The sequence below is a fragment of the Nocardioides acrostichi genome, assembly GCF_015319165.1.
In the GTDB taxonomy this organism is placed as follows: domain Bacteria; phylum Actinomycetota; class Actinomycetes; order Propionibacteriales; family Nocardioidaceae; genus Nocardioides; species Nocardioides acrostichi.
The window spans coordinates 129617-144817 of sequence record NZ_JADIVZ010000004.1; the positions used below are offsets into that span (position 1 = coordinate 129617).

Consider the following 15201-nt stretch of genomic DNA (forward strand, 5'->3'; position numbering starts at 1 on the left):
TCAGTCCGCCAGCCACGGCGAGGCCGCGCGCGTGTGCGCGGCCTTCGTGGCGGCGTCCATCTTCTCGTACGCGCGGGTCACGAACTGTGAGCGACCGTTGCGGGCGAACACGTCGTGGTGGTCACGCACGAAGGTCCAGTAGAGGCCGTCCCAGGCCTGCTCCCACTCGCCGCGGGGCAGGTCGCTCATCTTCTTGAGGTAGTTCGAGCCCGACACGTAGGGCTTGGTGGTGATCGCCTCGCCGCTGGCGAACTGGCTCATGGCGTACACGTTGGGCACCATCACCCAGTCGTAGGCGTCGACGAACATCTCCATGAACCACTCGTAGACGGCATCGGGGTCGCTGCGCAGCAGGCACATCGCGTTGCCGAGCACCATGAGCCGCTCGATGTGGTGCGCGTAGCCGTGCTCGAGCACCCGCCCCAGCACGTGGTCGACGGGGTCGAGACCGCTGTCGGCCGTCCACCATCCCTCGGCCAGCGGGCGGCCGTGCTCGAGGTGGTTGCGGCTGCGCAGGCGGCGCCCCCAGAGCACGTAGGCGGCGCGCATGTACTCCCGCCAGCCGATGACCTGGCGCACGAAGCCCTCGAGGCTGGCGAGGGGGACGTCGTGCTCTTCGGCCGCGTCGAGGGCGGCATCGACGACGCGCCGGGGGTCGAGCAGGCCGATGTTGAGGCCGGGCGTGAGCAGGGAGTGGAAGAGGAAGGGGTGCTCGACCGAGATGGCGTCCTCGTAGGGGCCGAAGTCGATGAAGCGGTGCTCGAGGAACGCAGTGAGGCCGCGCTCGGCCTCGGCGTGACTGGTCGGCCAGGCGAAGGCGTCGGCGTTGCCGGGATTGTCGGGGAAGGCGCGCTCGACCCAGGCGATGGCCTCCTCGACGTGCTCGTGGCGCCGCGGGGTCTCGGGGCTTGGCACCTCGTAGCCCCTCGGGAGCTTCTTGCGGTTCTCCTCGTCGAAGGACCAGCGACCACCGACCGGCTGGTCGCCCTCGACCAGCACGTCGAGCCGCCGCCGCTGCCAGGCGTAGAAGTCCGCCATCCGGGCGCGTTTGCCGCGCGGCCCGGCCACGCCGTCGAAGTACCCGGCGAGCTCGTCGCGACTGGTGAGGAAGTTCGGGGTGTCGAGCACGTCGTCACGGGTGAGCTCGTAGCCGCCGTCGGCCAGGGCCGCGGTGAGGTCGCGGGAGAGCCAGTCGTCGACCACGTCGTAGGCCGTGACTCGGGTCGGGTCCAGACGGTCGATCACCTTCGCGAGCGCCGATCGACTGGTGGTGCGGCCATCGGTCTCGATCGTCTCGACGTCGAAGCCCGCCTCGCGCAGCCGGTCGGCGAAGCGGCGCATCGAGGCCCGGTGGAGCACCAGCTTCTGGGTGTGGAACCGGTACTGGCGGAAGAGGAGATCGTGCTCGACGAGCACGAACGTGGTGTCGGCATCGACGCGACGCTTGTCGAGGTGCTCGGTGAACAACTGATGCGGCAGCACCAGACGCACGTGTCGCTCGCGGCTCATGTCGCGAGGCTAGGCAGATCACTCACCGTCTCGGTCACCCTAGGGTGGGGCCATGGCGGCGCGACGCGGACTCTTCGTGGCACCTTTCGACGCCCTCGCCGATCCGCGGGTGGTCGGCGAGCTCGCCGCGCGGGCGGAGGCCGCGGGGTGGGAGGCATTGTTCGTCTGGGACCACGTGCAGTACGGCGAGCGGGTGCGCGACGTCGCCGACGTGTGGACCTGCTGTGCAGCGGTCGCGATGCGCACGACCACCATGCTCACCGGACCGATGGTCACGCCGCTGGCACGGCGTCGTCCGCACGTGCTGGCCCGGCAGGCGGCGAGCCTGGCCGTGCTCTCGCAGGGGCGCTTCGTGCTCGGTATCGGGCTCGGCGACGACTGGGTCGGCGAGTTCGGGGCGTTCGGCGACCAGACCTCTCCGTCGGTGCGCGCGTCGATGCTCGACGAGGGTCTCGAGGTGCTCACGGGCCTGCTGTCGGGCGAGAGCGTGCACCACGACGGGGAGCACTACCGGGCCCACGGCGTCCGCTTCTCCCCCGCACCCAGGGTGCCGATCTGGATCGGAGGCCGCTTCCGCAACGCCCGCCCGATGCGTCGTGCCGCACGTCACGACGGCTTCTTCGTGATCGGTCAGTCGACACCCGACGACATCGCGTCGGTGCGCGTCACGCTCGACGAGCACGGCGTCGACGACGATTTCGCCGTGGTGCTCGACCTCCAGCCCGACGTCGACCCCACACCGTGGCTCGACTCCGCGGACTGGGTGCTCACCCGCGTCGGCCCCTTCGACATCGACCTCGACGCCGCGTTCGCGCTCGCGGACGCGGGGCCCGCGTCGTAGCGCGACGGCGGCGTTGCTGCGGGTGCGCCACCGCGAGGTCTCCGGCGTGGATGCGGGGTCACGGAACCCCGGGCAGGGAGCACTCTCAGGTGAGGTGTTCGGTGCCGTCGGGGTCGACGAGGAAGGTCCGGCCGTGGGGGCTGGTCCAGACGTAGGTGCCGGGGCGGATGCGGCGGTAGCGCCAGCGTCTCTCGGACCGGCCTGGCTGGTGGCTGGGGCTGGGGTGGGTCTTGGCGCGGTGGTGGGTGCGGCACAGCGGGGCGAGGGTATCGGTGGAGGTCTGGCCGGGTGGCCCGCCTTCGGTCATGGGGACGTATTCGTCGATGTGGTCGAGGTCGGCGCGCATGGCTGATCGTTGACAGAAGGGGAAGGCGCAGGTCTGGCGTTGTTCCTTGACTCGGTAGGCGATGCGGTCGGGGATCTCGTAGGCATCCACCGCGGCCGTGTCGGCCAGATCGACGACGGGCTTGACGATGACCTGGGTGTCGGGGTTGCCGGCCCAGGTCGCGACCTGGGCGGCGGTCACCGTGGCGCGGTGTGCACCGGTGGCGGTACAGACGCGGGCGAGGTGGAGGCCCAGGGCGCCGGTGGCGGGGTCGATGCTCGGCGTGCCGGTGATGGCTTCGCTGGAGAGGCGCACGTGGAGCACGAGTTGGCGGGCGGGCACGCTTGCGGGGACCGTGGTGGGGAGCGTGGTGGGTTGGGGTGGTTTCGACACGCCTTCGCCTTCGGCATCCGGCGGCTCAACCACCAGCAGGGCCGGTGGTTGAGCCGTGAGGCCGTTCACGGCCGAGCGCGTCGAAACCACCACCGCCGAGGCTGGTGGTTGAGCCGTGAGGCCGTCCACGGCCGAGCGCGTCGAAACCACACCACCGGTGAGCTGACCACCGAGGTCGAGCATGGTCTGGGTCCGGGCGAGTTGGCCTAGGGCGGCGGCCCGGCGTTCGCCGAGATCCAGGGGTGATCCGAGGACTGCTTGTTCGGCGGCGAGGTGGCGGAGGGCGTGGTCGAGGTCTTCGGCATCGGCCCGGTCCAGGAGCCCGTCGAGGCGGACGAGGCCGTCGAACGCGCAGATGGCACCCGGGGTAGTCGATCGGCCGGGCTGGTCGAGCTCGATCGTCACGTGCTTGGCGGCGTGGGCGTCGGCGAGGTCGGCCTCAGCGGTTTCGGGTTCGTAGCGGGCGATCGCATCCGCGACGAGACCGTCCAGGGCCCGCAGGCCGGTCTTGTGCGCGACCGGGGTGATCATCCGGTCCACGAACCCAGCAGCCTCAGGCCCGAGGCGCATGGTCTCTTCGGCGATGCGGCGTACTCGCCAGGGTGCGACGCGCCCGGAGGTCATGGCCTCCCAGAGCAGTGGGAGGCGGAACCGGGTCTCCATCACCGCCCCCACGAACGCCCGACCCGACGCATCCGATCGCCCGAGTGCGGTGGCGAGTTCGATGATCGCGAACTGAGCCACCAACGGCGTCCCCGGGCCACCGGCCCCAATGAGCCGGTCACCACCCTCGACCTCATAGGCGGCCAGCAGCTCGTCGGTCACGACGCCCAGCGGACCACCGGCGACACAGTCGGGCACGTGGCCCTCGGCGTGCGCGGCACACCACTCCGCGGCCGCCTCCCAGAGCCGCACCTCGGCGGCCTGCGCGTCGCGTTGCGCCGACACCGCACATGCCAGCAGCCCTGAGGGCTGGGGTGCGGGAGCCGTGGTCATGACCCGATTCTAGTCGAACATCTGTTCTATAAGAAGGTCTGGCGGTGAACTGTGGAGGAGATGTTGCCTTGCCCGTTACGGGGTTTCGACGCGCTCGTCGCTGGCGCTCCTCACGGCTCAACCACCGGACGACGCGCTCGTCGCTGGCGCTCCTCACGGCTCAACCACCGGTGCATCAGCGCCGTGCGGGGTTTCGACGCGCTCGTCGCTGGCGCTCCTCACGGCTCAACCACCGGTGCGCCAGCGCCGTGCGGGGGTTTCGACGCGCTCGTCGCTGGCGCTCCTCACGGCTCAACCACCGGCGGGTCAGCATCGTGTGGGGTTTCGACGCGCTCGGCCGTGGACGGCCTCACGGCTCAACCACCGGACGACGCGCTCGTCGCTGGCGCTCCTCACGGCTCAACCACCGGCAGAGGACGTCCGACCACCCGCCCCTGCCTGCCGGCACCTCTACGCTGAGCCGCGTGGCCCTCCTCGACACCTGGCAGCGCTCCGACTTCGCGGCGGACGGCATCACCCACCCGATCTACCGCAAGGGCACCGGTCCGGGGGTCATCGTCATCCACGAGGTGCCCGGTCCGACGCCGAGCGTGATCGGGTTCGGCCAGGAGGTCGTCGACGCCGGCTTCACCGTGGTGCTGCCCCACCTCTTCGGTACACCGGAGGCGCCGATGAGCGGGGTGACCGTCGCGAAGGCGATGAGGCAGGTCTGTGTCAGCGCGGAGTTCACGAAACTGGCCACCGGCGTCACGACCCCGATCGCGGGCTGGCTCCGCGCGTTGGCGCGCGACCTGCACGGTGAGCTGGGTGGGCCCGGTGTCGGAGCACTCGGCATGTGCTTCACCGGCGGCTTCGCGCTGGCGATGATGGTCGACGACGCCGTCGCGGCGCCCGTGCTCTGCCAGCCGTCGGTGCCCTTCACTCTCGGAACGAAGCGCAAGGCCGACCTCAATCTCTCCGGCGACGACCTCGCCGCGGTGAAGCGACGAGCCGCCGGCGGGTGCGCCGTCCTCGGCCTCCAGTACGCGGGCGACCCGCTGACCGGTACCCGCTTCGACACCCTCGACCGCGAGCTGGGCGAGGCGTTCATCCGCGTCGACCTGCCGGGCAAGGGGCACAGCACGGTCACCGAGCACCGGGATCAGGGCGCCGTCGAGCGGGTGCTCGGCTTCTTCGTTGAGAAGTTGCGTGTGCGGAGCTGATCAGCCCTTCGCCTGGTTGACGAACATCCGCTTGATCACCACACCGGCGCCGCCCCGCTTGGTGCACGACGTGAGGCCGTAGGGCTGGTCGCGGAACCTCGCGAAGTTCTTGATCATCGACTGGTTCACGTCGAAGGCGAACCCCACCAGCCCGACGTCGTTGCGCCGCACGTACTTGACGAACTGGTCGGCCAGGTCGATGCCCGAGTGCCGGCACCAGGTGTTCGTGGTCTTGCCGTTCTTGTGCTTGACCAGAGGCGTCGCGTTCCAGGCAGTGAGCACCACCGGACGCGTCCGGGCGAGATCCCCGAAGCGACGCCGCCAGTTCGCGTCGCCGCCGCCGGTGCGAACGCCGTCACCCAGGAACGGGTGGGAGGAGAAGATCATGTTCTCGTCGGTGATCTTGCCGACCGGCAACTGGCTGAGGTCGGCCCACTGGGTGATGAGAGGTGTCGTGACCCCGGCGTCCCTGGCCTTCTCGGCCAGGCGATTGATGCCGGAGATCCGCGGCGTGGACTTCTGGTCTCCGTTGACGTAGGTGGTGACCGTCTGGCCCTTCTGCGTGAACGGCTCGTTGTAGAGGTCGATCAGCACCTCCTTGTCGGAGCCGAACCGTTCGCCCAACGTCGAGACCGCTCGGGCCGTGCGGTTGGTGGGCAGGCCCGACTTGGCGTCGTAGGAGAGCAGCGTCTTGCCGTCCACGGTCACGAGCCCGGCCTGGGCGTTGCGGTGGTTGAACACGGCCAGGATGACGACCATGCCGTTGGCCTCGGCCTCGTGCACGGCCGCGACCAGCCGCTGCATGTAGGTCTGGCCCCAGGTCGTGGAGGAGCCGGACAGCGTCTTCTTGTACAGCGTCGAGGCGGGGTCAAGCATCGCCTGACTGAGGTTGAAGCGCACCGTGTTGGCCTTCCAGTGCCGCCGTGCCCGCTGCATCGCCGTCAACGAGTCCTCGGCGTAGTCGCCGGTGTGGTCGAAGTAGTCGATGGCGTCGAGATGGCGCTCGCAGAAGCGATCCGCCTTGTCCGTGCCCTTGTGCCCGAGCCCCGCCTTCTTCTCACACGCCTGCATCGCCTCGACGGGCCACTGGAACCCCTCGACGATGACGCCGCGCGTCTTGAACCGGTAGCTGCTCGTCCCGTCGCCGTTCCAGTGACGCACCTGCTTGCCTCGCACGAAGACGCCCGTCTTGGCGGCGGCCCGCGCGCCCTGCCCGGTGTCGCCCGTGCCGGTCGCGTCGGCGGACGCCGCAGGGAGCACGGTCGCGGCGAGGGTGAGGGCACCCGCTACGGCGAGAGCCAGGCGGGCCGGACGGGCAAAGAGAAGGTGACGGTGCATGGGATCTCCGAGCAACGAGAGGGTCGGGCGTGACAGCGACCGTGCCCCTCAGGTCCGGGCCCGAAACACTGGCCCGAAACACGGGAACCTCGACCAGGGCTCGTGGTGTCGTAGCGGGTGAGGAGGGACCGTGACCGATACCGACGACTTCGACCACTGGGTCGCTGCGCACTGGACGAGACTCGTGCGCACGGCCGTGCTGCTGGGCTGCGCTCCCTCGCGTGCCGAGGACGTCGTGCAGGACGCCCTGCTGCGCTGCCTGACCAAGTGGCGTCACGTGCAGCGCGCAGACAACCGCGAGGCGTACGTGCACCGCATCCTCGTCAACGCAGTGGCCACCGCACACCGGCCCCGCAAGTTCCGTCTCGTGCCCACCGCGGACACCCCTGACGGCCACCGCCCCGACGACACGCACGACGTCGACACCCGAGATGCCATCCGGCGCGCTCTCGCCGCGCTCCCCCACGACCAATGCCAAGCCGTCGTCCTGCGGCACTACGCCCACCTCACCGAGGCGCAGATGGCCATGGTGCTCGGCGTGTCGAGCGGCACCGTCAAGAGCCGCCTCTCCCGCGCCATGAAGGCCCTGCGCGTCGACCCCCACCTCTCCGACCTCGGAGGCACCCGATGACCGACCACGATCAGGCCGACCAGCTCGAGCAGGCTCTCGCCGACAGCGCGGAGCAGATCTCGGTCGGTCCTCCTCCGCTGGTGGCGCTCCACGCCCAGCATCTCCAGGCTTCGCGCCGGCGACGAGTCACGATGCTGGCGGCAGCCGCTGCCGTGGTCGTCCTCGCCGTGGCGTTGCCCACCGCGCTCCTCGCTCATGACGACGCCGCGCCCCAGCCGGCCGACAGCCGGAGCGACGAACTCGCACATCACGACGGCAGACCCTGCCCGACCAGCTTGGTCGAGCCGGGCAGTCCCCGCCTCCGGGGTGGCGACATCCCGCCTGTCCCCGACCTCTCCGGCGCGACCCGCGCGTGGGTCTGTCGATTCGGACCAGCGCACCTGGGTCGCGACAACGTGACGTGGCCCGCCCTCGGAAATCCCGTAGAGCTGCAACCGCGCCAGCTCAGCCGGCTGGTCGGGCTGGCCGCGAGGTTGAAGCCGTACGGCGGCACCGCCGCGTGCAACGGGCCAAACACATCGCAACGATGGATGCTCACGACGGCCACCGCGGACGGCGACCTGACCTCACTGGTCGTCGACGACTACGAGTGCCGCGAGACGACCTTCCGAGCCGATCCCTGGAGTCCGCAGCCGATCGTCGGGCCCTACTCCGGTAGCTACTGGAGGTCGGCGCGGCTGCTGGACGCCCTGCAGGGCGCCTACGCCCAGGAGACCACCGAGCAGGAGACCACCGAGCAGGACTCGTCCCCGTCGGTGTCGTCTGCCCCGACGTGTCCGACTGCCCTGCCCCGCACGGCCGACACCGTGGGCACGGATCCCGCTGACTCGGCTGTCGGTGTCACCAACGTCACCGGAGCGGTCGTGTGCCGCTTCGTCCGGACCGATCGGGGATTCGCCCTCGCGCCCCGTCGCGGCCAGCGTCCCGTTCCGGAGGCGCAGCTCGGCGTCCTGTCGTCGAAGCTGGCCGATCTCGAACCGGCCGAACACCCGGACGCCTGTGAGTACCTCTCCGACCGCTACGCCGTGATCGTGACGACCAGCGATCGTGACCACGCCGTCGGCATCTTCCCCGACGTGTGCAGCCATGTGCAGTTGACCGCTTTCCCCGGTACAACGCCCCCCGGACAAGGTGCCCTGGGCGGGCTGTACCAACAGCCCGCCGGCCTCGACGACCTCGTTCGCAGCCTCTACCTGGACGGCTGACGGCGCGCCATACTGCAAGATATGCTCTGACATATGCGCACCACGATCCGACTCTCCGACGAGTTGTATGCCCGGGTACGCGCCGCCGCGCAGGAGCGCAAGAGCACCGTCACGTCCTACATCGAGCAGGCCCTCCAGCAGGCCCTGATCAGTAGCACAGACACCACCCCCGCCTATCGCATCGACCCCATCCACGGCGCGGGTCTCCAGCCCGGCGTCGACCTCGACGACTCCGATCGCCTATCGGACCTCATGGACGACCGTGCTGGCCGTTGACGTCAACGTCTTGGTGTCGGCTTTCCACGCCGGCGCCCCGGATCACGACGCGATGCGCCGCTGGGTCGAGGACGCCGTCGACGCACCCGAGCCTCTGGGCATCAGCGATGCGGTGCTCATCGGTGTCGCCCGGGTGCTGACCCACCCACGGGTCTTCTCGCCCCCCGCATCCCTGGACGACGCATGGACGCGGATCGGTTCCCTCGCGGCCGCCGAAGGCACGGCTCGCCTGACACCGGGGCCACGCCATCTGCAGATCGTGGAGCGGCTGTGCCGAGGGGCCGATGCTCGCGGCAACCTCGTCGCCGACGCACAGCACGCAGCGGTGGCCATCGAACACGGCGCCACCTGGATCTCCAAGGACCGCGACTTCGCGCGGTTCCCCGAACTGCGCTGGCGACATCCCTCGGACGCCGGCTGACGTCAGGCCTCTCGCCCCAGGATCAGGCCGGACGTCGGCACGCCGGTGCCGGCGGTGACCAGCACGTGCGGCCGGTCGTCGAGGGAGACCGGGTTGACCGAGGTGCCGCGCACCTGACGCACCGCCTCGGCGATGCCGTTCATGCCGTGGATGTAGGCCTCGCCCAGCTGACCGCCGTGGGTGTTGAGCGGAAGCCGACCGCCGACCTCGATGGCGCCGTCCGCCACGAACCCGGGGGCCTCGCCGCGACCGCAGAAGCCCAGCTCCTCGAGCTGCATGAGCACGTAGGGCGTGAAGTGGTCGTACAGCACCGCCATCGGCATGTCGTCGGGCGTGAGCCCCGACTGGCGCCACAGCTCACGGCCGACCACGCCCATCTCGGGGATGCCGATGTCGTCGCGGTAGTAGGAGGTCATGACGAACTGGTCCGGGCCGCTGCCCTGCGCCGCGGCGGTGACGTAGGCGGGCGGCTGCGGCAGATCGCGTGCCCGCTCGGCGGAGACGATCACGAACGCCTGCCCGCCGTCGGACTCCTGGCAGCAGTCGAGCAGGTGCAGTGGCTCGACGATCATCTTCGAGGCCTGATGGTCCTCGATCGTGATCGGCTTGTCGTAGAAGAAGGCGTTGGGGTTGGACGCCGCGTGCCTGCGGTCGGCGACCGCCACCGCGCCGAAGTCGGCCGAGGTGGCACCGTAGGTGTGCATGTAGCGCCGCGCCTGCATCGCCACCGTGGCCGCGGGGGTGCCGAGGCCGAACGGATAGGTCCAGGCGTTGTCGAGACCGTTGGTGTTCACCTGCTGCGCCACGCCGGCCGAGTACTGCCCGAACCGGTTGCCGGAGCGCTCGTTGAACCCCCGGTAGGCCACCACCACGTCGGCCACACCGGTGGCCACCGCCATCGCCGCCTGCTGGACCGTCGCGCACGCCGCACCGCCGCCGTAGTTGATGCGGCTGAAGAACCGCAGCTCGGGCACGCCCAGCTCGCGTGCCAACGCGATCTCGGAGCTGGTGTCCATGGTGAAGGTGACCAGGCCGTCGACGTCGCATACCGCGAGCCCGCAGTCGCTGAGCGCCGCCTGCGTCGCCTCGACGGAGAGCTGGAGCTCGGATCGGCCCGAGGCCTTGGAGAACTCGGTGGCGCCGATGCCGGCGATGGCCGCCTTGCCGCTCAGCGTGCGGCTCATGCCTCGGCCCCCGCACGCACGGCGACCGTCACGGTGCCGATGACGTGCGCACCCAGGGACACCGAGCCCGTCACCTTCACGATCGCGATGCCGTCGCGCACCTCGGCGACCTCACCGGAGAATGTGAGCGTGTCGTAGGGGTAGGCAGGTGCGCCGAGTCGGATCGAGATGCCCCGGATCTCGACGTCATGGCCCAGCGTGTCCTCGACGTACTTCTGGCACAGGGCGGTGGAGGTGAGGATGTTGACGAAGATGTCCCGACTCCCCGCCGCCTGCGCGATGTCGCGGTCGTGGTGCACGTCTTGGAAGTCGCGGGTCGCGATCGCCGTCGAGACCACCATCGTCGGGGTGATCGGCAGTTCCCACTCGGGAAGCTTCGTACCCGTCTGGATGCTCACTGGGCTCATGCCTCCGCCTTCCGCCACACCGGCAGCGCCAGCTCGTCGTCGATCCGGTTGAACCCGACCTGCAGCCGCAGGCCGATCCGGAGCTCCTCGGGTGCCAGGTCGACGACCTCGCCCACCATCCGCACACCCTCGTCGAGGTCGATGAGCGCCAGCAGGATCGGCAGCTCCTTGTCAGGGATCGGCGGGTGCCGGTGCACCACGAAGCTGAACACCGTGCCGGTGCCGGCGGCGACGACGAAGCCGCGGTCGAGCGCTCCACAGTCCGGACACGCGGGGCCGGGTGGGTGCCGTAGCGCACCGCAGTTGTTGCACCGCTGCAGGCGCAGCTGGTCGGCCAGCGTGCCCTCCCAGAAGTAGGTCGAATCGAGCCCGACCATCGGACGCACGGCCATCAGGCGTCCTCCCCCCGGCCAGCGACCGTCTCCTTCGGCACGAACTTCAGCACCCGGAACAGCATCGTGGCCACGACCTCGGCCTCCGGTCCGTCTCCGACGTACCAGGTGTTGCGCGAGGTGACGAAGTACCCCACGCCCATACCGGTGGCCTTGGGGCCGACGACGGACTCCAGCCGGGTGGTCACTCGGACGCGCTCGCCGACGCGCAGCGAACGGGCGTACTCCTGCTCGCAGTTCGTGCCGAGCACGGCGGTGAACCCGAGATCGGTGAGCACGCGCATCATGCCGTGCAGGGGGTCGTCGGCCGGGGGCCTGCCGCCCAGGCCGTACATGGTCCAGACCTGGGCCATCGCCGGCGGCGCTTCACCGCACTGCCAGCGCGGGTTGTCGATGCCCATCGCCTCGAGCCAGTTGTTGATCGTCGGCTGATTGACCTCGTCGCGCGCCGACCGCTCAGCGGCCTCCCCCAGCCCCTTGATGCGCTCGGCGGTGGCCATCACCTGGTCGTGCACGCCCTGGTCGACCAGCGGCTCCTGCGCCGTCCCACTCATCGCGGCACCCGCGGCAGTCCAAGGCCGAACATCGCGATCAGCTCGCGCTGCACCTCCTGCACGCCACCGCCGAAGGTGAGCACCAGGTTCCGCTTGGCCTGGGCGTCGAGGTAGGCCATCAACGCCTTGGTGCGCGGCTCGCTGGGGTCGCCGTAGCGGTGCACGATGCGCACCAGGTCGGCCGAGAGGTGCTGCACCTGATCGGCGGCGAACACCTTCGAGGACGACGCGTCGCCCACCGAGATCTCACCCTGGGCCGCCGCCCGGGCGACCTCCCAGTTGAGCAACTCGTTGACCCGGAAGACCGCGTTCACCCGGCCGAGCGCCTCGGTGACGTCCGGCCGGTCGAGCACGCCGGCCTCACGCGCCCAGGCGAGGACCTTGTCACGCAGGCCCTCGATGCGGCCGGCCGGGCCGAGCATGACCCGCTCGTGGTTGAGCTGGGTGGTGATGAGCTTCCAGCCGGCATTTTCCTCCCCGACCAGCATGTCGACCGGCACCCGCACGTCGTTGTAGTAGGTGGCGTTGACGTGGTGCGAGCCGTCGGCGGTGATGATCGGCGTCCAGGAGTAGCCCGGGTCGCTGGTGTCGACGATCAGGATCGAGATGCCGCGGTGCTTGGGCGCCTCGGTGTCGGTGCGCACCGCGAGCCACACGAAGTCGGCCTGGTGGCCGCCGGTGGTCCACAGCTTCTGGCCGTTGACGACGTAGTGGTCGCCCTCCCTCCTGGCCGTGGTGCGCAGCGAGGCCAGGTCGGTACCGGCGTCGGGCTCGGAGTACCCGATGGCGAAGTGCACGTCACCGGCGAGGATGCGGGCGAGGAACTTCTCCTTCTGCGCCGGCGTGCCGTAGCGGATCAGCGTGGGGCCGACGGTCTGGAGGGTCACCGCTGGCAGGTGCACGTCGGCCCACTGCGCCTCGTTGGCGAAGATGGTCTGCTCGATCTCGCCCAACCCGTGACCGCCGTACTCCTGCGGCCAGCCGACGCCGAGCCAGCCGTCGTCACCCATCTTGCGGATGAGCCGCTGATAGGTCTCGCCGTGCCGGTCGCGGGCACCCTCGGCCACAGAGTCGCGTTCCTCGTTCTGCTCGGCCAGGCTCGTGAAATACGCGCGCAGCTCGGCCTTGAGGCTGCGCTGCGCCTGGGTGAGCTCGAGGTTCTTCGAGGCCGCACTCTCCACCGGCACGTCGCTGGGCAGGGTGTCGAGGTCGTGGGTGAGGTCGGTGATCCACGAGAAGTAGTGGTGCAGCGGGTAGGTCTCGTCGACGCCCACGCCCCCGTGCAGGTGGTGGCACGTGCGCAGCGCCTTCGGGCCTTCGGCACACACCCAGTACGACGCCACCGCGAGGTCGTCCGCGGCGTCGAGGCCGGCGGAGACTCGCCAGGCCACGTTGTCGGCAGCGAGGTCGGTGAGGCGAGAGACGATGTAGACCTCGGCGATCTGCATGGCCACGGCCTGGAACTCCGCCAGGCTCCGACCGAACTGCGTGCGGCCCTTGACGTAGGACGCCGTGAGGTCGCGCGCCCCGGCCACGACACCGGCCGCCTGGACCGCGAGACCCGCGACCGCGATGTCGAGCAGGGTACGGGCCGCCGTGCGGTCGAGCGCGTCGTCGAGCAACTCCGCGGGAGCGCCGTCGAGCACCACGGTGTGCCGCGTGCCGCGCTCGGAGCAGCTCGACTCCTCCAGCACGACGCCGGGACCGGTCGGGTCGACCAGCGCGACGATCGTGCGGTCGCCGTCCGTCGCCGTGACGAGCAGACGGGTGGCGCGGTCGGCGTAGGTCACCGAGATCTTGCGACCCGAGACGGTGCCGTCGTCGAAGGTGGTGGTCGGGGTGGCTCCCAGCCGGGATCCGGCCTCGCGGATCGCGGGCGACAGCAGGGTCTCGCCCGTCGCGACTCCGGGGAGCAGATCCTTGGCCTGGGCGTCGGTGCCGTGGGCCGCGAGCGTGAGGGCTCCGCACGCCAGCGTCTCCCACACCGGCAGGTGCCGCGCCCGTCGACCGACCTCGCGCAGCAGGGCGGCGAGCTCGACCAGGCCGAGTCCCTCACCCCCGTGCTCCTCGGGCACCGGTAGCGCCAGCAGCCCGGCCGCTGCCAGGTCGGACCACGCCGCGTCGCGCTCCAGGGCCTCCACGGCCACCGCGCGCACCGCCTCGACCGACTCAGCGTGCTCGGTGGGGTCGAACCCGGTCACGTCGTTGCTCACGCCGTTGTGCATGCCCAAAACTGTAACGTGTTCTATTCAGCCTGGCGAGGCGTGGTTGGATGACGAGCATGTCGTTCCTGCGTCGACGAGCCGTCACCGCCGCCCTCACCGCGAACGCCCTCCACCCCCTCCCGGGCTACGGCCCCGCGGTCCCCTCGTTCTTCGCCGGCTGGCTCACCGACGAGCTGGCCCCCCACTGGCTGGCCAGCACCGTGCTCGACACCGGCGTCCAGCTCGCCCGCGGCAAGCGCGATCCGCTCGCCCTGGGCCTGGCGGTTGCGAGCGTGGCCGGCCTCGGCTACCTCATCGACCAGAGTGGCCGCGTGCGCGAGGAGGTCGAGACCGCCCTGACCGAGTCGATCGGGGCCGACTACGCCGAGCAGCTCGACGCCGCCCCCACACCGGCCGAGCTCGCGGTGCCGTGGCGCAAGCTGGTCAACCCGTTCCGCATGCGCGACGCCGGCGTGCGCGTCGAGAAGGACATCGCCTACGACGACACCACGGGCAAGCGGGGCCTGCTCGACATCTACCTGCCCGCGGCCGGGTCGGTCGAGAGGGCCCCCGTGCTGCTCCAGGTGCACGGCGGGGCCTGGACCGTCGGCAGCAAGGAGGAGCAGGGCATCCCGCTCATGCACCGCCTGGCCAGCAAGGGCTGGGTCTGCGTGGCGATCAACTACCGCCTCTCCCCGCGCGCCACCTGGCCCGAGCACGTCGTCGACGTCAAGAAGGCCATCGCGTGGATCAAGCAGAACATCGCGGCCTACGGCGGCGACGCCGACTACCTGGCCATCACCGGCGGCTCGGCCGGCGGCCACCTGGCCTCCCTGGCCGCGCTCACGCCGCACGTGAAGGAGTGGCAGCCCGGCTTCGAGGACGCCGACACCTCGGTCGACGTGGCCGTGCCCGTCTACGGCGTCTACGACTTCGCGGGCGTGCAAGGCACCAAGGCCTCTACCCAACTGCGCGACCGGTTCCTGGCCAAGCGGGTCATGAAGACGACCTTCGCCGCGCGTCCCGAGGTCTTCGAGCAGGCCTCACCTCTGCTCCAGGTCACCGCCGAGGCGCCGGACTTCTTCGTGCTGCACGGTCGCTACGACACCCTCGTGCCGGTCGCGCAGGCCCGGGCTTTCGTCGAGGCGCTGCGCAGTGTCTCCACGGCGACCGTGGCCTACGCCGAGCTGCCCGGAGCGCAGCACGCCTTCGACATCTTCTTCTCGATCCGCAGCTCGCACACGCTGAATGCGGTCGACCGATTCCTGCACTGGCACTGGAACCGGCACACCCGCGGTGTCGACGTGGCGGCCGGCTGAGCCG

At 70.3% G+C, this 15201-nt stretch carries 15 protein-coding genes; 7 read left to right on the top strand and 8 right to left on the bottom strand.

Annotation, left to right across the window (positions count from 1 at the left end):
• On the bottom strand, positions 1-1509 hold the full coding sequence (locus ISG29_RS10455) for a cryptochrome/photolyase family protein (protein WP_194503368.1): 1509 nt from the start codon (positions 1507-1509) through the stop codon (positions 1-3).
• A gap of 52 nt (positions 1510-1561) precedes the next feature.
• Here ISG29_RS10455 and ISG29_RS10460 point away from each other — a divergent pair, with 52 nt between their 5' ends.
• On the top strand, positions 1562-2350 hold the full coding sequence (locus tag ISG29_RS10460; protein ID WP_194503369.1) for an LLM class flavin-dependent oxidoreductase: 789 nt from the start codon (positions 1562-1564) through the stop codon (positions 2348-2350).
• Positions 2351-2435: 85 nt separating this feature from the next.
• Here the strand turns inward: ISG29_RS10460 and ISG29_RS10465 are convergent, their stop codons facing one another.
• Entirely contained in the window at positions 2436-4064 is a 1629-nt protein-coding gene (locus tag ISG29_RS10465; protein WP_194503370.1) for an HNH endonuclease signature motif containing protein, read from the bottom strand.
• 464 nt (positions 4065-4528) lie between these two features.
• Between ISG29_RS10465 and ISG29_RS10470 the strand changes: the two genes are divergently transcribed.
• The gene (locus tag ISG29_RS10470) at positions 4529-5266 is read left to right on the top strand and encodes a dienelactone hydrolase family protein (protein WP_194503371.1); all 738 of its coding nucleotides are present in this window, start codon (positions 4529-4531) and stop codon (positions 5264-5266) included.
• Here the strand turns inward: ISG29_RS10470 and ISG29_RS10475 are convergent, their stop codons facing one another.
• Complete coding sequence (locus ISG29_RS10475; protein ID WP_194503372.1) at positions 5267-6604, bottom strand: cellulase family glycosylhydrolase; 1338 nt, start codon at positions 6602-6604, stop codon at positions 5267-5269.
• 130 nt (positions 6605-6734) lie between these two features.
• Here ISG29_RS10475 and ISG29_RS10480 point away from each other — a divergent pair, with 130 nt between their 5' ends.
• Genes ISG29_RS10480 through ISG29_RS10495 form a run of 4 tightly spaced genes read left to right on the top strand, consistent with a single transcriptional unit; the run spans position 6735 to position 9137 of the window.
• A complete protein-coding gene (locus ISG29_RS10480; RefSeq protein ID WP_194503373.1) occupies positions 6735-7235 on the top strand; it encodes a SigE family RNA polymerase sigma factor in 501 nt (166 codons plus the stop codon).
• Positions 7232-8440, top strand: coding sequence for a hypothetical protein (locus tag ISG29_RS10485; RefSeq protein WP_194503374.1), 1209 nt, complete (start codon positions 7232-7234; stop codon positions 8438-8440). The genes ISG29_RS10480 and ISG29_RS10485 overlap by 4 nt, the downstream gene beginning before the upstream one ends.
• Before the next feature lie 33 nt (positions 8441-8473).
• The gene (locus ISG29_RS10490) at positions 8474-8716 is read left to right on the top strand and encodes a ribbon-helix-helix protein, CopG family (RefSeq protein WP_194503375.1); all 243 of its coding nucleotides are present in this window, start codon (positions 8474-8476) and stop codon (positions 8714-8716) included.
• On the top strand, positions 8703-9137 hold the full coding sequence (locus tag ISG29_RS10495) for a TA system VapC family ribonuclease toxin (RefSeq protein WP_194503376.1): 435 nt from the start codon (positions 8703-8705) through the stop codon (positions 9135-9137). The genes ISG29_RS10490 and ISG29_RS10495 overlap by 14 nt, the downstream gene beginning before the upstream one ends.
• A 2-nt stretch (positions 9138-9139) precedes the next feature.
• Here the strand turns inward: ISG29_RS10495 and ISG29_RS10500 are convergent, their stop codons facing one another.
• The 5 genes from ISG29_RS10500 to ISG29_RS10515 are packed head-to-tail and all read right to left on the bottom strand — an operon-like array spanning position 9140 to position 13899.
• The gene (locus ISG29_RS10500) at positions 9140-10321 is read right to left on the bottom strand and encodes a lipid-transfer protein (RefSeq protein WP_194503377.1); all 1182 of its coding nucleotides are present in this window, start codon (positions 10319-10321) and stop codon (positions 9140-9142) included.
• The gene (locus ISG29_RS10505; RefSeq protein ID WP_194503378.1) at positions 10318-10728 is read right to left on the bottom strand and encodes a MaoC family dehydratase; all 411 of its coding nucleotides are present in this window, start codon (positions 10726-10728) and stop codon (positions 10318-10320) included. Before ISG29_RS10505 ends, ISG29_RS10500 begins: the two co-directional genes overlap by 4 nt.
• Complete coding sequence (locus tag ISG29_RS20830; RefSeq protein WP_235959216.1) at positions 10725-11120, bottom strand: Zn-ribbon domain-containing OB-fold protein; 396 nt, start codon at positions 11118-11120, stop codon at positions 10725-10727. Before ISG29_RS20830 ends, ISG29_RS10505 begins: the two co-directional genes overlap by 4 nt.
• Positions 11120-11674, bottom strand: a complete 555-nt coding sequence (locus tag ISG29_RS20835; RefSeq protein WP_235959218.1) for an FAS1-like dehydratase domain-containing protein — start codon at positions 11672-11674, stop codon at positions 11120-11122. The genes ISG29_RS20830 and ISG29_RS20835 overlap by 1 nt, the downstream gene beginning before the upstream one ends.
• A complete protein-coding gene (locus ISG29_RS10515) occupies positions 11671-13899 on the bottom strand; it encodes an acyl-CoA dehydrogenase (protein WP_194503379.1) in 2229 nt (742 codons plus the stop codon). The genes ISG29_RS20835 and ISG29_RS10515 overlap by 4 nt, the downstream gene beginning before the upstream one ends.
• Before the next feature lie 56 nt (positions 13900-13955).
• On the opposite strand from ISG29_RS10515, the gene ISG29_RS10520 reads away from it, so the two are divergent.
• Entirely contained in the window at positions 13956-15197 is a 1242-nt protein-coding gene (locus ISG29_RS10520) for an alpha/beta hydrolase (RefSeq protein ID WP_194503380.1), read from the top strand.
• Positions 15198-15201: the final 4 nt, after the last annotated feature.

What these genes read in the sequence shown, in the direction of transcription:
- ISG29_RS10460 (WP_194503369.1), top strand. Translation starts at nt 1,562, where the DNA reads ATGGCGGCGCGACGCGGACTCTTCGTGGCACCTTTCGACGCCCTCGCC.
- ISG29_RS10500 (WP_194503377.1), bottom strand. Translation starts at nt 10,321, where the DNA reads ATGAGCCGCACGCTGAGCGGCAAGGCGGCCATCGCCGGCATCGGCGCC.
- ISG29_RS10520 (WP_194503380.1), top strand. Translation starts at nt 13,956, where the DNA reads ATGTCGTTCCTGCGTCGACGAGCCGTCACCGCCGCCCTCACCGCGAAC.
- ISG29_RS20835 (WP_235959218.1), bottom strand. Translation starts at nt 11,674, where the DNA reads ATGAGTGGGACGGCGCAGGAGCCGCTGGTCGACCAGGGCGTGCACGAC.
- ISG29_RS10455 (WP_194503368.1), bottom strand. Translation starts at nt 1,509, where the DNA reads ATGAGCCGCGAGCGACACGTGCGTCTGGTGCTGCCGCATCAGTTGTTC.
- ISG29_RS20830 (WP_235959216.1), bottom strand. Translation starts at nt 11,120, where the DNA reads ATGGCCGTGCGTCCGATGGTCGGGCTCGATTCGACCTACTTCTGGGAG.
- ISG29_RS10515 (WP_194503379.1), bottom strand. Translation starts at nt 13,899, where the DNA reads ATGCACAACGGCGTGAGCAACGACGTGACCGGGTTCGACCCCACCGAG.
- ISG29_RS10475 (WP_194503372.1), bottom strand. Translation starts at nt 6,604, where the DNA reads ATGCACCGTCACCTTCTCTTTGCCCGTCCGGCCCGCCTGGCTCTCGCC.
- ISG29_RS10490 (WP_194503375.1), top strand. Translation starts at nt 8,474, where the DNA reads ATGCGCACCACGATCCGACTCTCCGACGAGTTGTATGCCCGGGTACGC.
- ISG29_RS10505 (WP_194503378.1), bottom strand. Translation starts at nt 10,728, where the DNA reads ATGAGCCCAGTGAGCATCCAGACGGGTACGAAGCTTCCCGAGTGGGAA.
- ISG29_RS10465 (WP_194503370.1), bottom strand. Translation starts at nt 4,064, where the DNA reads ATGACCACGGCTCCCGCACCCCAGCCCTCAGGGCTGCTGGCATGTGCG.
- ISG29_RS10485 (WP_194503374.1), top strand. Translation starts at nt 7,232, where the DNA reads ATGACCGACCACGATCAGGCCGACCAGCTCGAGCAGGCTCTCGCCGAC.